This window comes from Achromobacter anxifer (assembly GCF_903652925.1).
Lineage (GTDB): Bacteria > Pseudomonadota > Gammaproteobacteria > Burkholderiales > Burkholderiaceae_B > Achromobacter > Achromobacter anxifer.
Genome location: NZ_CAHLAR010000011.1, coordinates 64,141 through 84,958 on the forward strand (window position 1 = coordinate 64,141; position 20,818 = coordinate 84,958).

Annotated in this window: 17 protein-coding genes; 11 read left to right on the top strand and 6 right to left on the bottom strand. The window is 65.8% G+C overall.

Annotated features, from left to right (window positions below):
• Positions 1 to 42: 42 nt before the first annotated feature.
• Positions 43 to 402, bottom strand: coding sequence for a hypothetical protein (locus HWY37_RS27640; RefSeq protein ID WP_175208657.1), 360 nt, complete (start codon positions 400 to 402; stop codon positions 43 to 45).
• Between the two features lie 190 nt (positions 403 to 592).
• Between HWY37_RS27640 and HWY37_RS27645 the strand changes: the two genes are divergently transcribed.
• From HWY37_RS27645 to HWY37_RS27665, 5 genes are all read left to right on the top strand, one after another.
• Positions 593 to 724 carry an entericidin A/B family lipoprotein gene (locus HWY37_RS27645; RefSeq protein WP_175208656.1) on the top strand — a complete coding sequence of 44 codons (132 nt, stop codon included), beginning with the start codon at positions 593 to 595 and terminating at the stop codon, positions 722 to 724.
• Between the two features lie 159 nt (positions 725 to 883).
• Complete coding sequence (locus HWY37_RS27650; protein WP_175208655.1) at positions 884 to 1,315, top strand: BPTD_2524 family lipoprotein; 432 nt, start codon at positions 884 to 886, stop codon at positions 1,313 to 1,315.
• A gap of 5 nt (positions 1,316 to 1,320) precedes the next feature.
• Entirely contained in the window at positions 1,321 to 1,731 is a 411-nt protein-coding gene (locus tag HWY37_RS27655) for a hypothetical protein (RefSeq protein WP_175208654.1), read from the top strand.
• A gap of 97 nt (positions 1,732 to 1,828) precedes the next feature.
• Positions 1,829 to 3,121, top strand: a complete 1,293-nt coding sequence (locus HWY37_RS27660; RefSeq protein ID WP_175208653.1) for an aspartate carbamoyltransferase — start codon at positions 1,829 to 1,831, stop codon at positions 3,119 to 3,121.
• Positions 3,122 to 3,335: 214 nt separating this feature from the next.
• The gene (locus HWY37_RS27665) at positions 3,336 to 4,700 is read left to right on the top strand and encodes a diguanylate cyclase (RefSeq protein WP_246302421.1); all 1,365 of its coding nucleotides are present in this window, start codon (positions 3,336 to 3,338) and stop codon (positions 4,698 to 4,700) included.
• A 99-nt stretch (positions 4,701 to 4,799) separates the two neighbouring features.
• On the opposite strand, the gene HWY37_RS27670 is transcribed toward HWY37_RS27665, so the two are convergent.
• Positions 4,800 to 5,699 carry a recombination-associated protein RdgC gene (locus HWY37_RS27670; protein ID WP_175208651.1) on the bottom strand — a complete coding sequence of 300 codons (900 nt, stop codon included), beginning with the start codon at positions 5,697 to 5,699 and terminating at the stop codon, positions 4,800 to 4,802.
• 148 nt (positions 5,700 to 5,847) lie between these two features.
• Here HWY37_RS27670 and HWY37_RS27675 point away from each other — a divergent pair, with 148 nt between their 5' ends.
• Positions 5,848 to 6,057, top strand: coding sequence for a hypothetical protein (locus HWY37_RS27675; RefSeq protein ID WP_175208650.1), 210 nt, complete (start codon positions 5,848 to 5,850; stop codon positions 6,055 to 6,057).
• A gap of 451 nt (positions 6,058 to 6,508) precedes the next feature.
• On the opposite strand, the gene HWY37_RS27680 is transcribed toward HWY37_RS27675, so the two are convergent.
• From HWY37_RS27680 to HWY37_RS27690, 3 genes are all read right to left on the bottom strand, one after another.
• A complete protein-coding gene (locus HWY37_RS27680) occupies positions 6,509 to 8,170 on the bottom strand; it encodes an MFS transporter (RefSeq protein WP_373418147.1) in 1,662 nt (553 codons plus the stop codon).
• Between the two features lie 196 nt (positions 8,171 to 8,366).
• Positions 8,367 to 9,746: a sensor histidine kinase gene (locus HWY37_RS27685; RefSeq protein WP_176090335.1), complete on the bottom strand. Its 1,380-nt coding sequence runs from the start codon at positions 9,744 to 9,746 to the stop codon at positions 8,367 to 8,369.
• 115 nt (positions 9,747 to 9,861) lie between these two features.
• Positions 9,862 to 10,551, bottom strand: coding sequence for a response regulator transcription factor (locus tag HWY37_RS27690; RefSeq protein ID WP_008164287.1), 690 nt, complete (start codon positions 10,549 to 10,551; stop codon positions 9,862 to 9,864).
• Positions 10,552 to 10,783: 232 nt separating this feature from the next.
• Here HWY37_RS27690 and recA point away from each other — a divergent pair, with 232 nt between their 5' ends.
• Positions 10,784 to 11,848, top strand: coding sequence for a recombinase RecA (gene recA / locus HWY37_RS27695; RefSeq protein WP_175208647.1), 1,065 nt, complete (start codon positions 10,784 to 10,786; stop codon positions 11,846 to 11,848).
• A 133-nt stretch (positions 11,849 to 11,981) separates the two neighbouring features.
• Positions 11,982 to 12,665 (top strand): recombination regulator RecX, encoded by a 684-nt coding sequence (recX, locus tag HWY37_RS27700; RefSeq protein WP_175208646.1) that lies wholly within the window; start codon positions 11,982 to 11,984, stop codon positions 12,663 to 12,665.
• Between the two features lie 13 nt (positions 12,666 to 12,678).
• On the opposite strand, the gene HWY37_RS27705 is transcribed toward recX, so the two are convergent.
• Positions 12,679 to 13,596, bottom strand: coding sequence for a LysR family transcriptional regulator (locus tag HWY37_RS27705; protein WP_175208645.1), 918 nt, complete (start codon positions 13,594 to 13,596; stop codon positions 12,679 to 12,681).
• A 142-nt stretch (positions 13,597 to 13,738) separates the two neighbouring features.
• Between HWY37_RS27705 and metE the strand changes: the two genes are divergently transcribed.
• The 3 genes from metE (at position 13,739) to HWY37_RS27720 (ending at position 20,797) form a co-directional block, all read left to right on the top strand.
• Positions 13,739 to 16,036, top strand: a complete 2,298-nt coding sequence (gene metE, locus HWY37_RS27710) for a 5-methyltetrahydropteroyltriglutamate--homocysteine S-methyltransferase (RefSeq protein WP_175208644.1) — start codon at positions 13,739 to 13,741, stop codon at positions 16,034 to 16,036.
• A 226-nt stretch (positions 16,037 to 16,262) separates the two neighbouring features.
• Complete coding sequence (locus tag HWY37_RS27715) at positions 16,263 to 20,234, top strand: Pls/PosA family non-ribosomal peptide synthetase (protein WP_176090293.1); 3,972 nt, start codon at positions 16,263 to 16,265, stop codon at positions 20,232 to 20,234.
• On the top strand, positions 20,231 to 20,797 hold the full coding sequence (locus HWY37_RS27720) for a 4'-phosphopantetheinyl transferase superfamily protein (RefSeq protein ID WP_175208324.1): 567 nt from the start codon (positions 20,231 to 20,233) through the stop codon (positions 20,795 to 20,797). Before HWY37_RS27715 ends, HWY37_RS27720 begins: the two co-directional genes overlap by 4 nt.
• The last annotated feature ends 21 nt before the right edge of the window (positions 20,798 to 20,818 follow it).

Genomic DNA, 20,818 nt, shown 5'->3' on the forward strand with positions numbered 1-20,818 from the left:
CTCCTGCTGTAACTGTTCTGGTTATGGTCCTGGACCTGCGAGTCAGGCTGGGCCCTGACCCAGCATCGATACCAAGGACTGCTTCAGGCGTGCTGAAAAAATGGGGACCGTATGGGACACCCCGTCACGGTCGACTCCCTCTTTGAGTTCGACCGATTGTCCGAGGAAGATATCCGGCGCGGCGTTGATTTCGTTGTAGCGAGCCAGCAATTCGTTCACATTGTGTTGGGCGTCGGCCAGCGTGCTGCTGTCAGCCAGCTTGCCGGCGGCGTGCGCCTGAAGGATGCGATGGAGGTCGTCGATGAAGAGCGCCAATGCCGCTTGGCCGCGGCATTGGGGTTGTTCCCAACCCCAGCCTTGCGGGGCGGCGCCGGCGTTTTGCGATGCGTGTTTCTTGGTCATTTGCGCATCCTAATCGATTGGCGGCAATTGCGCGACAGGCGAACGCAAGCCTTTTGGCGGCACTTCTTTGCTGCGTTGCAGCGATTGCGGGCGGCCCCGAATCCGCCCCCGCGACCATGCCCGGAGGATGCCCAAACCAGGGCCTTTGCGGTATGCTGGCTTCACTTTCCAGCCCAGACAGGAGATGTTTATGAAGAACAAAGTCTTTCTCGTCATGATGCTTTCGATCGCCGCACTTTCGGCGGGTTGCAACACCGTGGCGGGTGCAGGCAAGGACATCCAAAGAGGCGGAGAGAAAATCGAAGGCGCAGCCACCAAGTAGGCGGCCGCAATCCCGGCCCAAGGCCGCGCGAGAAATGCCCACGCATCTCTCCGCGGCTTTTTTGTTGCCGTCAGGGTGGGGTAGCACGCGAGTGCGGCGTGGGGGTCAACCACTCCTCACTGGCATAATTCCAGAGTTGAATCGATGGTAGGAAGTGTCATGCGCAAGTCTCTGTGGTTGGGAATGGCGTTTGCGGCCCTGTTGGCCGGCTGCGCGAGCAAAGGGATCTACGAATCCGACAACGTGGTGAAGGAGACCTTCACCGTCAACACCAACTACGAGGCGGCCTTTCGCCGCGCGGGCGAATACGTGCGCGCCTGCCATGTACAAGTCCAGCATGCCTACAACGTGGCCTATGCCTGGCGCCACGTGAAGGGTGAAAAGGGCGCGCCCGACGAGGTGCAGCTCTACAAGGTGACCGAACCCGCCAAGGTGCTCGAACTGATCGCCGCCGAAAGCGATACGCCCTCGACCTCCAAGGTGACCATCACCGTGCTGGGCGAAGGTCGCTGGGATGCGGCAGAGATCGCCGCCGCCAAGGCCTCGATCCAGAGCGCCACTCCCGTCTGCCGCAAGGGCGGCGAAGGCTGATCCCCATGGATCCCCGCGCCCAGCAGATCCGCGCCTATGGCCTGTCGTTTGCGCTGCTGGCGGGAGCGTTCCGCTTCCTGGGCTGGCTCAACGGCGGCGCGGCGCTGATCCTGACCGGTTTTTCCCTGGGCGTGGTGGGCGGCGATATCGCCCCGCCCGATGTGCAGTTGCCTCTCGCCCTGTTGCTGGGCGGCCTGCTGGCCGCCTGCCTGGGCGTGCTGTTCGCCTATCTGGCCCAGGTGAGCCTGTTGCGTCAAGGCTACACCGGGCACCTGACGCGGGCCCATTGGCCGGCGCAGATCCTGGGCATGCTTTGCTACCTGTTGAGCGCGCTGGCCTTCTGCGCCGCCTGCTGGACGGCGGTCGGCCAGTCGGTAACGGATACGCCCCTGACGACCGCCTATGCTAGGCGGTAGCTGCGGGTAAACCCTTGTGCGCAAAAGTGTTGGACTTGAATTTGTGTTGAGAATAATATGCGCAGTGCGTATATAAATCTCCTGTTCGGGGCCCGTCATGACCATCTCTCAGCAAGCCTTCCTGCGCGACGCCATGCGGCGCCTGAATCTCACCCGCGACGTGTTCGCCACCCGCATCGGCGTCAAGCGCCGGGCCCTGGATACCTGGCTGTTGCCCGAGGGTTCGCAGGAATTCCGCGCCATGCCGGAAGTGGTGCAGCGTTTCGTCAGCGAAATCGTGCAGAACGGAGTCTTGCTGGAAAAATATACGCAAAGCGTACAAGAAGGCCCCTTGCGTGACCGCATCGCGGTGGAAGGCAAGTACCAGCTGCTGTCGGTGGACCAATTCACCCGCGAATCGGTCGAGGACCTGTTCCGCGTGGCCGACATGATGCAACCCATCGCGCGCCGCCAGAAGGTGTCCCGCGTGCTGGAGGGCGCCGTGCTGGGCAACCTGTTCTTCGAGGCCAGCACCCGAACCCGCGTCAGCTTCGGTTCGGCGTTCTGCCGCCTGGGCGGCTCGGTCTGCGACACCACCGGCTTTACGTTCTCGTCCATGGCCAAGGGCGAGTCGATCTACGACACCAGCCGCGTCATGAGCGGCTATGTCGACGCCATGGTCATCCGCCATCCGGACCAGGGTTCGGTCGCGGAATTCGCGCGGGCGACCAACATTCCGGTGGTCAACGGCGGCGACGGCCCCGGCGAGCACCCGAGCCAGGCCCTGCTGGACCTGTACACGATCCTCACGGAGTTCTCGCGCCTGGGCAAGCTGCTGGACGGCGCCCACATCGCCATGGTCGGCGACCTGAAGTACGGCCGCACGGTGCATTCGCTCATCAAGCTGATGGCGCTGTACAAGAACGTGAAGTTCTCGCTGGTGTCGCCCAAGGGCCTGGAAATGCCGGCCTACATCATCGAGCAGGCCAGCCGCAACGGCAACATCATCGAGCAGAAGACCTCGCTGGCCGAAGGCCTGGCCGGCGCCGACGTCATCTACGCGACGCGCGTGCAGAAGGAACGCTTCGCCAATGAAGAGAACGAAGGCTACACGCCGGACTTCCAGATCAGCCGCGCCACCATCGACGCCTACTGCGGTCCGGATACCATCGTGATGCACCCGCTGCCGCGCGACAGCCGTCCCGGCGCCAATGACCTGAGCGTGGACCTGAACCACGATCCGCGCCTGGCCATCTTCCGCCAGACCGACAACGGCATCCCCATCCGCATGGCGATCTTCGCGGTGCTGCTGGGCGTGGAAGGCCTGGTCCAGCATTCCCTGCGCGACGTGACCTGGCAGCATCCGTCCCACGTTGGTCCGGACGATTCCGTTTTCCACGGGCTGGATTAAACGGCCTGCCTCTTGGCCGAATACCCCTAGGGCTGGAGCCGCCTGGCGGCCCTGGCCTGGGGTTTTCAAGCATAATCCGCGCTGGTTTTTTCTGTCGCGTGTCGTTTCAGGACACCCCGTGCAGCCTTAGGGCGGATTATCTATGTCATCAAGCAGTATTGGCGTCCCGTCACTTTCCGACCGGCACGCTGGCGCATCCGGCCAGGAGTGCTACTTGAGCGCGTCCAACGAGCAGGCCTGGGTCGCGATCTATCAGTCGGTCGACGCCTATACGCGCGGGCAAGTGGCCGCCGTGGTCAGCGACAGCCTGACGGAACTGGTCGACGCCTTCTATTCCACCTTGCTGTCCGATGCCGAGGCCGGTCCGCGCCTCTCCCACGAGATCGTCTCCACCCGCCTGCACGCCGGCATGAGGGGCTGGCTCAGGGGATTGCTGTGCGTGCGCGAGCAAGGCGACATCGCCGACTTGATGGCCACGCAGAAGAAGGTGGGCGAGGTGCATGCCCGCGTCCATATCCCCATCCATCTGGTGATGGCCGGCGCCCGCATCCTGAAGAACGAGATCGCGCTGCGCCTGCGCGCCAGCGACCTGGACGGCATGGCCGCGTCCGTGGCGACCCAGTACGTATGCAACCTGTTCGACCTGGCGGTCGAGCAGATGAGCCGGGCCTTCATGCGCGACATCAATCGCGGCGCCCGCAATGACGAAGCCTACCGGCTCTTCGCCCTGGGGCAGAACATCTCCACCGAACGCGAGCGCCAGCGCGCCGCGCTGTTGGAATGGAGCCAGTCCGTGCTGATCGGCCTGCATTACCGCGCGCCGGGGCAGAGCCTGCCGCGGCTGGCAGCGTCCGAGTTCGGCTTGTGGCTGCAGCACAAGGGCGGCGCGATGTTCGAAAGCGCGCCCGGCCTGCTGCAGATCACGGAAGCCGTCGCGCACCTGGACGGCGTGGTGCTGCCGCGGTTGATGCGCGACGAAGCGCAGGGGCAGACGGCCGCGATGCCTGACCACGTGCGCGAACTGCAGGAGCAGGTGGCGCGCATCAAGCATCTGCTCAACGGCCTGTTCGACATGGTGGCCGAGATCGAGAGCGGCAGCGATCCCCTGACCAATGTGCTGAACCGGCGCTTCCTGCCTTCGGTGGTGGGGCGCGAGATCTCGATTGCGCGGCGCCAGCGCACCCCGTTTTCGGTCCTGTTGCTGGACATCGATCACTTCAAGTCCATCAACGACCAGCACGGCCATTCCGGGGGCGACCAGGTGTTGCGCCAGTTCGCCGAGGTCCTGCACCAATCGTGCCGCTCCAGCGATTTCGTGTTTCGCTACGGCGGCGAGGAGTTCCTGGTGGTGCTGGTGGATGCGGGGCGGGAGGCCGCGCTGGCCGCGGCCGAGAAGCTGGGCGCCGAGATCCGCCGCCATGTCTTCAATATTCCCGAGGCCGGTCCGCAGCACATCACGGCCAGCATCGGCGTCGCGACCTTCGACGGCCATCCCGACTACGCCTATCTGATCGACCGCGCCGACAAGGCGCTGTACGAGGCCAAGCAAGCCGGACGCGACCGGGCCGTCGCGGCCTGACGCGGCAGGGCCTGGCACGTGGCCCGGCCTGAAGCGCTCCTGCCACCCATGAAAAAGGCCGCCCGGCAAGGGCGGCCCGATCACTGCGGTGGAAGGCGCTTACACCTTCTTTTCGCCACCCAGTGCGTCGACCAGTTCGGCCATCATCTTGGCCAGTTCGCCCGTCATCAGCATCATGTCGGAATCGAACTTCTCGTCGTCATTGGCGGCCACGCCTTCATTGCCTTCCTTCAGCACGTCCAAGGGAGCGACGCGCTTGACGTCCAGGCCCTCGGTCAGCACGAAGGAAATGCGGTCGGCCCAGGTCATGGCCAGGCGGGTGCACTGCTTGCCCGACTGGATATGGCGGCGCACGTCGTCCGCGTCGATCGAATGCTTGACGTAGCGGATGGCCGCGCCGCTCTCGCCCGAGGAGCGCAGCTCGGTGTCCTGATCGATCGAGAAGTTGGACGGGGCTTCGTCCTCGGCCAGCCAGCCGGTCATGGCCGACGCCGGCGATTGCGCCACGTACAGGTTTTCGAGCGGGAAGGGGTCCACGCACTTGGCCAGGAGGCCGATGACTTCGTCGGCCTTGGCGGAGGCGGCCGCATCGATCACCAGCCAATGGTTCTGCGGATCGATCCAGACGCGGGTGTCGCGGTACACGCTGAAGGCGCGCGGCAGCAGCTCGTCGGTGACGCGCTCCTTGATTTCCTTCATCTGCTTGCGGCCCGGCTTGTAGCCTTGCTGCTCTTCGATTTCCTGGGCGCGGGCCTTGGCGACCTGGTTCACGACCGTGCCCGGCAAGAGTTTCTTCTCGGCGCGCAGGCTCAGCAGGATCTGGCCGTTGACCACATGGGCGAGGCCGCCGTTTTCACGCGGAGGCACCCAGCCCAGGCTCTGCATTTCCAGGTTGTTGCCGCTTTGGTAGGCATGCCGCGCGAGCGTTTCTTCAAGCTGGTCGCCGACCAGCGTCCACGGCGAGGAGAGGCGATAAATCTTGAGATTCTTGAACCACATGAGCGTCGGCCAAAAGGGTTGATTCTATACGACGCGGGCGCTTTGCCGAAGTGCGGCAATGCCGCAGCGCGATGCGACACCTTCTGTCACTGACAGCGGCGGCCCTATGCGCTAATGTCCGCGCAGCAAGTCGAACAGGAGAGAAAAAATGAAGATCATCGGCGCCATTCTGATCGTCCTGGGCATCGCCGCCCTGGCCTACAAGGGCTTCAACTACAAGTCCGAGGAAACCGTGCTGCAGATCGGTTCTGTGAAGGCCACTGCCGAGACCGAGAAGTCGGTGGCAATCCCGGCGTGGGCTGGCATCGCGGCCATCGTTGTCGGCGTGGTGGCTATCGGTGTAGGCATGCGCCGCTGATAGCGGGCGGCCCAGACTGCCTGCCGCAGGGGCGGGCTCCTGCCCCTGGACCGCCTGCAGCAGAACCCGCCCATGGCGACCGCTACGCGGCCGCCATTTTTTTCGTGCGCCGAAAAAAAAGCGGCCCGGCTCAATGAAGGCCGGGCCGGTACGGGAGCACGCAATACCGCGTCATAAAAGGCTCGCGGGGAACGCGGTATCGGTGTCAGAACACTGGCCCTGCAATCGCCCGACAGGGGGATCAATCGTCGGTCGATCTGGCGCAAGGCCGTAATCTGAGCGCCCAGTCTAATGGCGCGGGTCTGACATGGTCCTGAAAATACGGACCTCTTTTTCACGAGGGGCGGCTTGAGGCAAGACCCGCCGAGATCGGGCGCAAAAAAAAAGCTCCCTAGGGAGCTTTTGAAAGGCCGGGCGGGCGCAGCAGTCCCGTCCGGCGGGGGATGGCCGTTTATGCGTTGATGTCGTTGTCCTTGGATTCGCGCACGAACAGCGTGCCGATGACCAGGGTCATGACTGCAATGATGATCGGATACCACAGGCCGTCGTAGATGTTGCCGGTGGCGGCAACCACCGCGAAGGCGACCGGGGGCAGGAAGCCGCCGAACCAGCCATTGCCGATGTGGTAGGGCAGGCTCATCGACGTGTAGCGGATGCGCGTCGGGAACATTTCCACCAGCATGGCGGCGATCGGGCCGTACACCATGGTGACGTAGATCACCAGGATGGTCAGCAGCACCACGACCATGACGTTGTTGCTCTGGGCCGGGTCAGCCTTGGCGGGGTAGCCGTGGCTGCGGATGGCGGTGGTCAGCGCCTTGTCCAGTTCAGCGGCCTTGGCCTTGAAGTCGGCGGGGGCCATGGTCTTGCCGTCGAACGAGGCGAACTCGTCGTTGCCGATCTTGACCTTGGCGACCGAGCCGGCCGGCGCCGCTTCGTTCTTGTAGTTCACGGAGTTGCGGGCCATGAACGATTTGACCACGTCGCAGGAGCTGGTGAACGACGAGGTGCCCACCGGGTTGAACTGGAACGAGCAGGTGGCGGGGTCCGCGATCACGGTGACCGGGGCCGTGGCCTGGGCCTTTTCGAGCGCCGGGTTGGCGAAGTGCGTGATGCCCTGGAAGATCGGGAAGTAGGTCACCGCGGCGATCAGGCAGCCGGCCATGATGATGGGCTTGCGGCCGATCTTGTCCGACAGCGCGCCGAAGATCACGAAGAATGGAGTGCCGATCAGCAGCGCGACCGCGATCATGATGTTGGCGGTATTGGCGTCGACCTTCAGCGTCTGCGTCAGGAAGAACAGGGCGTAGAACTGGCCGGTGTACCAGACCACGGCCTGGCCGGCGGTCAGGCCCAGCAGCGCCAGGATCACGACCTTCAGGTTCTTCCACTGGCCGAACGATTCAGCGATCGGCGCCTTGGAACCCTTGCCTTCTTCCTTCATGCGCTGGAAGGTGGGCGATTCGCTCAGTTGCAGGCGGATCCACACCGAGATGCCCAGCAGCACGACCGAGATCAGGAACGGAATGCGCCAGCCCCAGGCCTTGAAGTCGTCTTCGCCCATGAACGTGCGGATGCCGAGGATGACCAGCAGCGACAGGAACAGGCCCAGGGTCGCGGTGGTCTGGATCCAGGACGTGTAGAAGCCGCGGCGGCCGTGGGGCGCGTGTTCCGCCACATAGGTCGCGGCGCCGCCGTACTCGCCGCCCAGCGCCAGGCCTTGCAGCAGGCGCAGGACGATCAGGATGGCGGGAGCGGCCAGGCCGATGCTGGCGTAGCTGGGCAGCACGCCCACGAGGAACGTGGACAGGCCCATGATCACGATCGTGACCAGGAAGGTGTACTTGCGTCCGACCAGGTCGCCCAGGCGGCCGAACACCAGCGCGCCGAAGGGACGCACGGCGAAACCGGCGGCAAACGCCAGCAGGGCGAAGATGAAGCCGGCGGTGGGGTTCACGCCCGAGAAAAAGTGCTGCGCGATGATAGCCGCGAGCGAGCCATAGAGATAGAAGTCGTACCACTCGAAGACCGTGCCCAGCGACGACGCAAAGATGACGCGGCGTTCATCCTTGGTCATCGGGCGCGGATCCGCGGATGGACCGCGGCCTGCCATGGTTGTTGTGCTCATGATGTCTCCTCGGTTTTTATGGCCGGCGGTGGTCCGCCGTGCTGCGCCCGCCGCCGGCCAAACCGACATTGAGCTATACGCAACATTGGGGGGCTACGCTGACGAGGTTCTGACGGGATACTTACTTGAGTCTTAAAATTGAAACTAAAAGTAACTTTTCCCTGGGAAGCTAGGGATAGTCCTAGGAGACGTCGGAGAGGTCTGACAACTCGGCATATGGCGGAAAGACCACGCGGATGCGCATGCCGGGCAGGTTTGAATGCGCCGTGGGGTGGTCGCTGATTTCCACGCTGGCCTGATGCTTTTGGGCGATCTCCCGGACGATGGCCAGGCCCAGGCCGCTGCCGTCGGACAGGGTGCCCAGCACCCGGTAGAAGCGGTCGAATACGCGCTCGCGCTCCTCGGGCGGAATGCCGGGCCCGGAATCCTCGACCTCCAGTAAGGCCTGTCCGTCCAGGCTATGCACGCGCACCGTGATGTGGCCGCCGCGCGGCGTGTAGCGCAAGGCGTTGTCGATCAGGTTGTTGAGCAGTTCGGCCAACAGCAGGGGGTTGCCGTTGATCTCGACCGGATGGTCCGAGCCTTCGAAGCCCAGGTCCGTGTTCAGGGAGAGCGCCTGCGGTACCCAGTGCATCGCTTGCTCATAGGCAATGGCATTGAGGTCCGTGCGCGTCAGGCCGATGGCGCTGGGGTTTTCGGCGCGGGCCAGCAACAGCAGCTGGTTCACCAGGCGCGTGGCGCGCTCGGATCCAGTCACCAGCTGGCGCAGGCTGGACTGCATTTCCTCGGGGCTGGCGTCGCGCAGCGCCAGCTCGGCCTGGGTGCGCAAGCCGGCCAGCGGGGTTTTCAGCTGGTGCGCCGCGTCGGCGACGAAGCGGCGCTGCGCCTGCACGTTGGATGAAAGCCGGTCCAGCAGGTCGTTCATCGCCGCCACCAGGGGCGCGATCTCGGTGGGCGCGGCGCGCTCGTCGATGGGCGAAAGATCGTCCGGCCGGCGGGCACGCAGGCGCTGCTGCAGCGCGTTCAGCGGCGCTACCCCGCGCGACAGCCCGAACCACACCAGCAGCACCGCGATGGGCAGCACCACGAACTGCGGAATGATCACGCCCTTGATGATGTCGTTGGCCAGCTGAGTGCGCTTTTCGACGGTTTCGGCCGCGATCAGCAGCGCGGGCTGCGTGTCAGGCAGATGCAGGTCCACCCAGGTGAACGCCAGCCGGATGCCGAAGCCGCGCAGGGTCGCGTCTTCGTACTGCACCTCGCCGGGCCGGGGCTGGCCCACGGTGGAAGGCAGGGGCAGGGCGCGGTCGCCGCCCAGGTACTCGCCGCGGCTGCCCAACGCCAGCCAGAACACGCTGTCGGTCTCGTCGGCGTGCAGCACTTCGCGCGCGGTGTCGGTCATCTTCAGCACGGCGCGGCCGTCCTGCGCGTAGACATGCTTGGTCAATACGTGGAGATTGTTGGCCAGCGCGCGGTCGTAGGGCACGTTGGCGATGTTCTGCGCCACCACATAGGTGATGGCCACGCTCATGGGCCACAGCAGGAACAGCGGGGCCAGCATCCAGTCCAGGATTTCGCCGAGAAGTGAGCGCTGCGGCGGCGCAAAGCTCGGGCCCTTGGCCCCGGCCTGCATGACATCCAGCGCTTCCTGGTTCAGCGCCTCCGGCGGCGCCGCGTCAGCTCGAGAGGTACGCCGCACCCTGGTCCCGCTCAAGACAGTAGCCCAGGCCGCGCACGGTAACGATCTTCACGCCGCTGGGCTCCAGCTTCTTGCGCAGGCGGTGCACATAGACTTCGATGGCGTTGGTGCTGACTTCCTCGCCCCATTCGCACAGATGGTCGACCAGCTGCGTCTTGCTGACCATGCGGCCGCTGCGCGTCAGGAGGATCTCGAGCAAGCTGACTTCGCGCGCGGACAGGTCCAGGGTCTGGTCGTCGACGATCGCGACGCGGCCGGTCTGGTCGAACAGCAGCCGGCCGTGCTTGATCATGGTGGCGCCGCCGCCCGCGCCGCGCCGGGTCAGCGCCCGCACGCGGGCTTCAAGCTCGGACAGGGCAAAGGGCTTGGCCATGTAGTCGTCCGCGCCCAGGTCCAGGCCCTTGACGCGTTGCTCGATGCTGTCGGCCGCCGTCAGGATCAGCACCGGCAGGGCGGAATTGCGGGCGCGCAGGCGGCGCAGCACTTCCAGCCCGGCCAGTTGCGGCAGGCCCAGATCCAGGATGAGCAGGTCGAATGCCTGGGCCGCCAGCGCCGAATCGGCCGCCAGCCCGTCGCGCACCGCATCCACGGCATAACCGTTGTGGCGCAACGAACGGGACAGGCCGTCGGCCAGGATGCTGTCGTCTTCGGCGATCAGGATACGCATGGGCTACAGTGAGAAAAAAACCCGCGGCGAAAAGGGGGGCGAAACGCCGACTTCGTCTGGCATTCTGTCATATGGCGCCGTCCTTGCCACTCAGGGTATACGTGCAAAACACTGGCACACTGTTTTTTTGTACAGTATAATCCGATGCCATAATCTGACCCGTTGCTCAAAGCACCCGCCTAACCCTGCGGCACTCCCCTAGACACCAGATACGTTACAGACAGGACTCTACATGGACGACAAAACCACCAAGGCCGCCGCTTCGGAAAAGGCCAAGGCGCTTGCCGCCGCGCTTTCGCAGATCGAAAAGCAGTTCGGCAAGGGCTCGATCATGCGCTACGGCGACAACGAGGTCTCGCACGACATCCAGGTGGTTTCCACGGGTTCCCTGGGTCTGGACATCGCGCTGGGCGTCGGCGGCCTGCCGCGAGGCCGCGTGGTCGAAATCTACGGTCCGGAATCCTCGGGCAAGACCACGCTGACGCTGCAAGTGGTCGCTGAAATGCAAAAGCTGGGCGGCACCTGCGCCTTCGTCGACGCCGAACACGCGCTGGACGTGCAGTACGCCTCCAAGCTGGGCGTGAACCTGGCCGACCTGCTGATCTCGCAGCCGGACACGGGCGAACAGGCCCTGGAAATCACCGACGCGCTGGTGCGCTCCGGTTCGGTCGACCTGATCGTCGTCGACTCGGTGGCCGCGCTGGTGCCCAAGGCCGAAATCGAAGGCGAAATGGGCGATTCCCTGCCCGGCCTGCAAGCCCGCCTGATGAGCCAGGCGCTGCGCAAGCTCACCGCCACCATCAAGAAGACCAACTGCATGGTCATCTTCATCAACCAGATCCGCATGAAGATCGGCGTGATGTTCGGCAACCCCGAAACCACCACCGGCGGCAACGCGCTCAAGTTCTACGCCTCCGTGCGCCTGGACATCCGCCGCATCGGCTCCATCAAGAAGGGCGACGAGGTCGTCGGCAACGAAACCCGCGTCAAGGTCGTGAAGAACAAGGTCGCGCCGCCGTTCAAGCAGGCTGAATTCGACATCATGTACGGCGCCGGCATCTCGCGCGAAGGCGAAATCATCGACCTGGGCGTGGCCGCCAACGTCGTGGACAAGTCCGGCGCCTGGTACAGCTACAACGGCAACCGCATCGGCCAGGGCAAGGACAATGTCCGCGAGTACCTGAAAGAGCACAAGGAACTGGCCATCGAAATCGAGAACCGCGTCCGCGAGAACCAAGGCATCGTCAGCCGCGCGGCCGAATTCGTGCCCACCGCGGAAGATACCGCCGAAGAGTAATCGGATCGGTGGCGGGCCTGGCGCGGCGGATTCAGACTGCCGCAAACGGTCCGCATTTCGCGTCGGGGCTGGCCCGAACACTTGCGGCAGGCGCCAGGACGGGCCTGCCGTTTGCATAGCAAGCAGGAAACGCATGAGCTGGAAATCGCCGCCCGCGTCAGCCGACCACCTACGTGCCAAGCTGGACGATGAGTTCGAAACCGTGGCCAAGCCCCAGGGCTTGCGCCGCACTTCGGATGCGCGCCGCGAGCAGGAGGCTGAAGCCGGCGATGCGCCGGATCAGTGGCGGCGCAGTTCGGAAGAGGGCGGCGCGCGCCGTGGCCGCCGCGCAGCCACGGACCAGGAAGGGCAGGACGCCGGCGACAAGCCTGCGCGCAAGGGCCCATCGCTGAAGATGCGGGCCGTGGGCTATCTGTCGCGGCGCGAACATGCCCGCGAGGAATTGGCGCGCAAGCTGGCCGCCTACGCGGAAGACCCGGCCGAAGTCGAGGCCGTGCTCGACGCACTGGAAAAAGAAGGCTGGCTGTCCACCGAGCGCTTTGCGCAAAGCCTGGTACACCGCCGCGCATCGCGCCAGGGCGCGGCGCGCATCGTGCAGGAATTGCGCCAGCATGGCGTGGACGACAACCAGGTCGCCGAATTGCGCGAACAACTGCGCGCCACCGAATACGACCGCGCGTTGGAAGTCTGGAAGAAACGCTTCAGCGCCAGGCCGGAAGACCGCGCCGCCTATGCCAAGCAGGCCCGCTTTCTGGCCAGCCGCGGCTTCGCGCATGACGTGATCCGCCGTATTCTCGGTGCGGGCGACGAGGACTGAGCGGGCCCCAGCATTACTTGACCGACTTGATCCCCGACAGCGTCTTGAAGCACACATCCCGGGTGATGGTCAGGAACTCGTCGATGTACGACGCGTCCGTGTCTTCGCTGCGCACCGTGGCGTATAGCGTGCGCCATACGCCTTGCGGTCCCAGCCGGCACAGGCGCAGCCATCCCTGATTCATGTATTCCGTCAGCGCCCAGTTGGGCAGCGCCGCCACGCCGCGGTTGCTGGCCACCAGCTGCGCAATGATGGGCGTGAGTTCCGCCTTGCGGATGGCTGCGGGCTCGACATCCGCAGGGTCCAGGAAGGCGGTGAAGACATCCAGACGCTGCTTGTCCACGGGGTAGGTGATGAGCGTCTGGTCGGCCAACTGGTCGGGCATGATGAATTTGCTGCCGGCCAGCGGATTGGATTCGGACACGGCCAGCACCAGCTCGTACTTGAAGAGCGGCAGGTACTCCACGGCGTCCAGCGGCTGGGGATCCGAGGTGATCACCAGGTCCAGGTCCCCGCGCACCAGGGCGGGCAGGGGGGCGAAAGAGAACGCCGCGGACAGGTCCAGCGCCACGTCCGGCCATTGGGCACGGAAGGCGTCCAGGGCCGGCATCAGCCACTGGAAGCAGGAGTGGCAGTCGATGGCCAGGTGCAGCCGGCCCGTGCGGCCCGCCGCCAGCCGCTGCAAGTCCCGTTCCGTTGCGCGGATGCGCGGCAGCACTTCGTCCGCCAGCGCCAGCACGCGCAGGCCCGCCGTGGTCAGCCGCGCCGGCCGCGTGCGGCGGTTCAGCAGCGGGGTGCCCAGCCGGGTTTCCAGGTCGCGCAACTGATGCGACAGGGCTGACTGTGTCAGGTGCAGGCGTTCGGCGGCCTCCTGCAGGCTGCCGCCCTCACGGATGGCGGTGAGCGTTTCAAGGTGGCGGATTTCAAGCATGGGGGACTGCCGGGTGTGGAAATAAGCTCATATTTTATGAGATTTTCTCATCTTATAAATGTAGACATTGATTTTGATTCATTTTTGTTTGGCCGCACAATAACTTCCACTTGAACAAATTTTATCGAACGGCGGCGAAATCATGACTATTATTCATAATTTGGGGTTCCCCCGGATTGGTGCCCAACGTGAACTGAAACGCGCGGTCGAAGCCTACTGGGCTGGCAAGCAGACCGCCGAGGAACTGGAACAGACTGGCCGCGAATTGCGCGCCAGGCACTGGAAGCTGCAGGCCGCTTCGGGCCTGAAGTTCGTGCCCGTCGGCGATTTTGCCTGGTACGACCAGATCCTGGAATGGACCACGCTGCTGGGCGCGGTGCCCGCCCGCTTCGGCCAGAACGACAACGAGCCCGTCACGCTGGACACACTGTTCCGCATGGGCCGGGGTCGCGCGCCGTCGGGCAAGCCGGCTGCCGCCTGCGAAATGACCAAGTGGTTCGACACCAACTACCACTACATCGTGCCGGAGCTGGTTCCCGGCCAGACCTTCCGCATCGCCCGCGAATCGCTGTTCGAGCAGATCCAGGAAGCGCAGGTCCAGGGCTACGCCGTGAAACCGGTGATCCCCGGTCCGCTGACTTGGCTGTACCAGGGCAAGGGCGACGCCTTTGCCGCCGGCGCCGCCGACGCGGGCAAGCTGCAACTGCTGGCTGCGCTGCTGCCGGTCTATGCAGAGGTGCTGGCACGTTTTGCCAGGCTGGGCGTGCAGTGGGTGCAGATCGACGAGCCGATCCTGGCGCTGGACCTGCCCCAAGCTTGGCGTGTAGCGTTCAAGCAGACCTATGACCAGTTGTCCGCCAGCCCGGTCAAGCTGCTGGTGGCAACGTACTTCGACGGCTTGAAGGACAACCTGCCCACTGCGCAGAGCCTGCCGGTGGCCGGCTTGCACGTGGACCTGGTCCGTGCTCCCGAACAATTGGCGCAAGTGGTGTCCGGCTTGGGTGCCGACCAAGTGCTGTCCGCGGGCGTCATCAACGGCCGCAACATCTGGCGCACCGATCTGGACGCCGCCATCGCCACGCTGACTCCGATCAAGCAACAGCTGGGAGACCGCCTGTGGCTGGCGCCGTCGTGCTCGCTGCTGCACGTGCCGGTCGACCTGGTCTACGAAACCGAGCTGGATGCCGAACTCAAGAGCTGGCTGTCGTTCGCAGCGCAAAAGCTGGAAGAACTGAGCCTGCTGGGCCGCGCGCTGGATGGCGCGACGCAAGCCGCCGCGCAGGATGGCCTGGCGAAGCAGCGCGCCGCGCTGGCCGCCCGCCGTTCGTCGATCCGCATCCACAATCCGGCCGTGGGCCAGCGCATGGCCGCCGCCGCCGCCGTGTCGCGCGATCGCGCGCCGTTCGCCGGCCGCATCGCCCGCCAGCAGGAACAGCTGGGCTTGCCCGCCTATCCGACCACGACGATCGGCTCCTTCCCGCAAACCGCTGAAATCCGCGCCCTGCGCCGCGACTGGAAGGCGGGCGCGCTGACGGACTCGGCCTACGAGACCGCCATCCGCAAGGAAATCGAGGAAGTCATCCGCTTCCAGGAAAAGGTGGGCCTGGACGTGCTGGTGCACGGTGAACCCGAGCGCAACGACATGGTGGAGTACTTCGGTGAACTGCTGGCCGGCTTCGCCTTCACCAAGAACGGCTGGGTCCAGAGCTACGGCTCGCGCTGCGTCAAGCCGCCGATCATTTTCGGCGACGTTGCCCGTCCCGCGCCGATGACGGTGGGCTGGTCGTCCTACGCGCAGTCGCTGACCGACAAGCCGGTCAAGGGCATGCTGACGGGTCCGGTCACCATCCTGCAGTGGTCATTCGTGCGCGACGACCAGCCGCGCGAACAGACCTGCCGCCAGCTGGCGCTGGCGCTGCGCGATGAAGTGGTGGACCTGGAAACGGCCGGCATCAGCGTGATCCAGATCGACGAGCCCGCCATCCGCGAAGGCTTGCCGCTGCGCCGGGCCGACTGGCAGGCGTACCTGGACTGGGCCGTGGACTGCTTCCGCCTGTCGACCTCCGGCGTGCGCGAAGAGACGCAGATCCACACCCACATGTGCTATTCGGAGTTCAACGACATCATCGAATCCATCGCCGCCATGGACGCGGACGTGATCACGATAGAAACGTCGCGCTCCAACATGGAGCTGCTCAAGGCCTTCGAGGACTTCCGCTATCCGAACGACATCGGTCCGGGCGTGTACGACATCCACTCGCCGAACGTGCCCGAAGTGGACTGGATGGTCGGTCTGATGCAGAAGGCTGCGGCCCGTCTGCCCAAGGAGCGCCTGTGGGTCAATCCTGACTGCGGCCTGAAGACGCGCGCCTGGCCCGAAACCGAGGCCGCGCTGATCGGCATGGTGCAGGCCGCCCGGGCGCTGCGCCAGTCGGCCTGAACCGGGCTGATGTAGCAAAGCGGCCGGTCCTGCAGGGCTGATCACCCCAGGTTTGCGCAACACGCTCGCAAACCTGGGTTTTCTTTTAGCTGTCGCAAACCTGTATGGTGGCTGCAAGCCACAGAATCGGAACCGCTTGCAATATTTTTGTCTGCGGCGCTTGAACGAAAACCGGCGGCATGGGTCAATAAGCAAAAATCCCATTTGCCGGATCTCTGCCGTATCTATGATTCTCCAAGGCCCTTATCGGCCGGACCTGCTGCTAGCAGAAACGCTGCCCGATATTCTGGAAGCCACGATCCGCCGGCACCCCGCCGCCGTCGCCATTCATTGGCTGGATCAGACCCTTACCTACGATATGCTCGGCCAGCGCGCCGATCTGGCCGCGCATCACCTGATCGCCGCCGGCGTGCGGCCCGGCGATATCGTCGGCCTGTGCCTGCCGCGCGGCGCCGATCTGCTGGTGATGCAGGCGGCCATTGCCAAGGCCGGCGCGGCGTGGCTGCCGTTCGAATCCGACACGCCGCCGGACCGCATGCTGGTCTGCCTGCAGGACGCGGGCGCCAATGGCCTGATCGCCGGCGCCGAAGTGCGCCTGGACGGCATGGTCACCTGGACCAACTGGGCGCTGTCGGAGCCGGTCGAAGGCCCGCTGCGCAGGCGCGAAGGACTGCTGCCCGAGCATCCCGCCTACGTCATCTATACCTCGGGCTCGACCGGCAAGCCCAAGGGCGTGCCCATCAGCCAGGCCAGCATCTGCCACTTTCTGCGCAGCGAAAACGAAGTGCTGGGCGTGTGCCACGAAGACAAGGTCTATCAGGGCTTTTCGGTAGCCTTCGACATGTCGTTCGAGGAAATCTGGATCAGCTATCTGGTCGGCGCGTCCTTGTGGGTGGCGCCCAAGATGCTGACCACGGACCCGGAAGGCCTGCCGGACGCGCTGGTGCGCGAAGGCGTCACCGTGCTGCACGCGGTGCCGACCCTGCTGGCGCTGTTCGCGCACGACGTGCCCGGGCTACGCATCGTGAACCTGGGCGGCGAGGTCTGTCCGGACTTCCTGGTGCCGCGCTGGGCCACGCCCGGCCGCCGCCTGTTCAACACCTACGGGCCGACCGAGACGACGGTGTCGGCGAGCCTGGCCGAACTGCTGCCCGGCGAGCCGGTGACCATAGGCAAGCCTCTGCCCAATTACGGCATGCTGGTGCGCGGCGAGGACGGCGCGGTGCTGCCGCAAGGGCAGGTGGGCGAGCTGTGCATCACCGGTCCCGGCGTGGCGGGCGGCTATCTCGGCAGGCCGGAATTGACGGCCGAAAAATTCCTGGCCAATCCGCGGCCCACGGGCGATCACGATACCCGCATGTACCGCAGCGGCGACCTGGCGCGCATCGACGAGCATGGGCAGATCCATTGCCTGGGCCGCAGCGACGACCAGGTGAAGGTGCGGGGCTTTCGCGTCGAGCTCGGCGAAATAGAAGCCGCGCTCTATCGCCAGCCGGGCGTGGGCGCGGCGGCCGTGGTGCTGCGCGACCTGGCGGGCATCGAGCAATTGGTGGCCTTCCTGAAGCCGGAGGGCGAGGCGCGGCTGGATCCGCATGCGATGCGCGCCGCGCTGGGCGCGGACTTGCCCGCCTACATGATTCCGGCGCGCTTCGAGCTGGTGGCCGAAGTGCCGCGGCTGACCTCGGGCAAGATCGACCGCAAGGCGCTCAAGGCGCGCGAACTGGATACCGTGTCCGAGCCCAGCGGCGAGGACGACGAGCCCGTCACGCCGGGCGAAGTCGCGCTGTTCGAAGCCTTGCGTCCATTGTTTCCCGGCCAGCCGCTGCGGCTGGTCAGCGATTTCTTCCGCGATCTGGGCGGCCATTCGCTGCTGGCCGCGCGCCTGGTGTCGTCGTTGCGCAAGCATCCGCATCTGTCCGCGCTGACCATGCACGAGCTCTATCAGCATCCCGGACTGGGCGCGCTGGCGGCACGGCTGGATGCGCTGGCCGCGGCCGCCGAACCCGCGGGCGTTGCCGGCGCCGGGAGCGACCCCGAGGCCGCGCCCGAGTGGCGCCGCTGGGCTTGCGGCCTGGCGCAGTTGGCGGCGCTGCCGCTATTGATCGGCGTGCGCATGCTGATCTGGCTGACGCCGTTCTTCACCTACCACTACTTCACGGGCGACGAAGGCGATTCCGTCTGGCGCGCGGTGGCCTTGTCCATCGCCAGCTATCTGGCGTGCAACCTGTTGAGCTTCGGCGTGGCCGTGGCTTGTAAATGGGGCATCCTGGGCCGGCTCAAGCCCGGCAGCTATCCGATGTACGGCGGCCTGTTCTATCGCTGGTGGCTGGTGGACCGAGTGATGGACATTCCGCCCGCGCACCTGCTGGCCGGATCTCCGCTGCAAGTCTGGTATCTGCGGGCGCTGGGCGCGCGCATCGGCCGCGACGCCGCCATCAGCCGCATTTCCGTGCGCGCGCCCGACTTGCTGTCGGTGGGGGACGGCGTCAGCATCGGCGCGGCGGTCAACCTGGAGAATTTCTCGGTGCGCGGCGGCGTCTGGACCGTGGCGCCGATCACGCTGGCGGACCATGCCTACATCGGCTCGTATTCCGTGCTGCAGGGCGACGTGGCGATGGGCGAGGGCGCCCGGCTCGACGGCCTGTCCTCGCTGGCATCCGGCGCGCGCATTCCGGCGAGCCAGATCTGGACCGGCGCGCCGGCCAGGCACGATCCGCATGCGCGCGCGCCCGAGCTGCCGCCGCGGCCCCAACGCCACGGCATCTGGAGCCGGCTCGACGGCGTGGCCTATGCGGTGGGCGGCACGCTGATCGCGGCCCTGTTCTTCATGCCGGTGTTCCCCAGCTTCGTGCTGATCGACTGGATCGATGCGCGCTGGCTGGATCTGATGGGTTCCCGCGTGCCCTGGCCCCAGGCCTTCCTGAGCTATCTGCTGCTGGCCTTGCCCGCCAGCGCCTTGCTGCTGCTCCTGACCGTACTGGTGTCGGCGCTGCTGCGGTGGGCGCTGCTGCCCCGGCTGACCGGCGGCCGCTGGCCCGTCTACGGGCAGATCTACCTGCGGCGCTGGTTGACCAACCAGATCCAGGAATCCAGCCTGAGCGTGCTGCACGGCCTGTACGCGTCGATCTATGCCGGCACCTGGTACCGCCTGCTCGGCGCGAAAGTCGGGCGCGGCACGGAAATTTCCACCGCCATGGGCGTGGTGCCCGACATGCTGACCCTGGGCCGCGACAGCTTCATCGCCGACGGCGTCATGCTGGGCGACGAGGAAATCGACGGCGGCTGGATGACCATGCGGCCCACCGTCATCGGCAACCGCAGCTTCGTCGGCAACGGCGCCTACGTGCCGGACGGTTCCGTGCTGCCGGACGATGTGCTGATCGGCGTGCAGAGCCGCGCGCCGGCCAACGCCCGCATGGCCAGCGGCCAGACCTGGCTGGGCAATCCACCGCTGGCGCTGCCGGCGCGCGAACAGACCGCGGGCTTCCCGGCGCACCTGACCTTCAAGCCCAGCCTGGGCCGCAAGATCCTGCGGGGCGGCGTCGAAGGCATGCGCATGATCCTGCCGCTGGCCGTGGTGATCGCGGTGGGCTATCTGACCGTGATGAAGGTCATCCCCATCGCCGCGCGGGAAGGCTTCGTGGCCGCGTTCGACGAATTGATGCTGGCCGGCGTGCTGTATGGCGTCGGCGCCTTCCTGTTCCTGGTGGCGTTGAAATGGGCGCTGATCGGACGCTACAAGCCGCGCGCCGAGCCCATGTGGACGCCCTTCGTCTGGAAGAGCGAGGCGGTCACCAGCCTGTACGAATCCATCGCCGTGCCGAACTTCTTCAATTTCCTGCGGGCCACGCCCTGGCTGCCGCTGGCCCTGCGTTGCATGGGCGCCCGCATCGGCAAGCGCGTGTTCATGGACACCACCGACATCACCGAGTACGACTGCGTGTCCATCGGCGACGACGCGGTGCTGCACGCCTGGTCCGGGCCGCAGACCCATCTGTTCGAAGACCGGGTGATGAAGATCGGCATGGTCCGCATCGGCGACGCCGTCAACGTCGGGCCGCGCAGCACCATCCTGTACGACACGCGGGTGGAGGCAGGCGCCCGCCTTGGTCCGCTGACGCTGGTGCTCAAGGGTGAATCCATCCCCGCGGGCCAGGCCTGGATCGGCAGCCCGGCGACCCCGTGGACGCAGCGGTGAGTCTGCCGCTTCGGCTGACCGGGGAGGGCGCCCCGGTCGAGTTGTGGCTGCTGCGCCTGCCGGCCCCCCGACAGAGGCAGCGGCAGGCGGCCCGCGACTGGCTGGCCGCGGAACTGGCGCGGCGCGATCCGCAAGCCGGCCCGGGTTGGACGGAAACGCCCAAGGGGCCGCGGATGCCTGAGGGTGCCTGCTGGCATAGCTCCTTCTCCTACTGTGGCCCCTATATTTTGTGCGGCCTGTCCCGGCAGGGCATGCCGGGCGTGGACCTGACCGGCGCGCAGGCCTGGCCGGGCGATGCGGACGTGGCCGCGCTCTATTGCGGTCCGGAGGCGGCTGCCGAGCTGGCCGCCAGCCCGCCCGCTGCCCGGGCGGACGCGTTTGCCCGCGCCTGGAGCGCGCTCGAAGCGCGCCTGAAAGCCTGCCGCCGGGGGCTGGAGGAATATTCCCCGCAACGCGAACGGCACCTGTCCGCCGCCCGCGTCACATGCCAGATCCGGCACGACGGCCTGTGGGCGGCGGCCGCGCTCTGCGGCGGCGCGTCAGGCGCCGGTCAGGCTGCTTGATCGCAGGCTGCCTGCGCTATA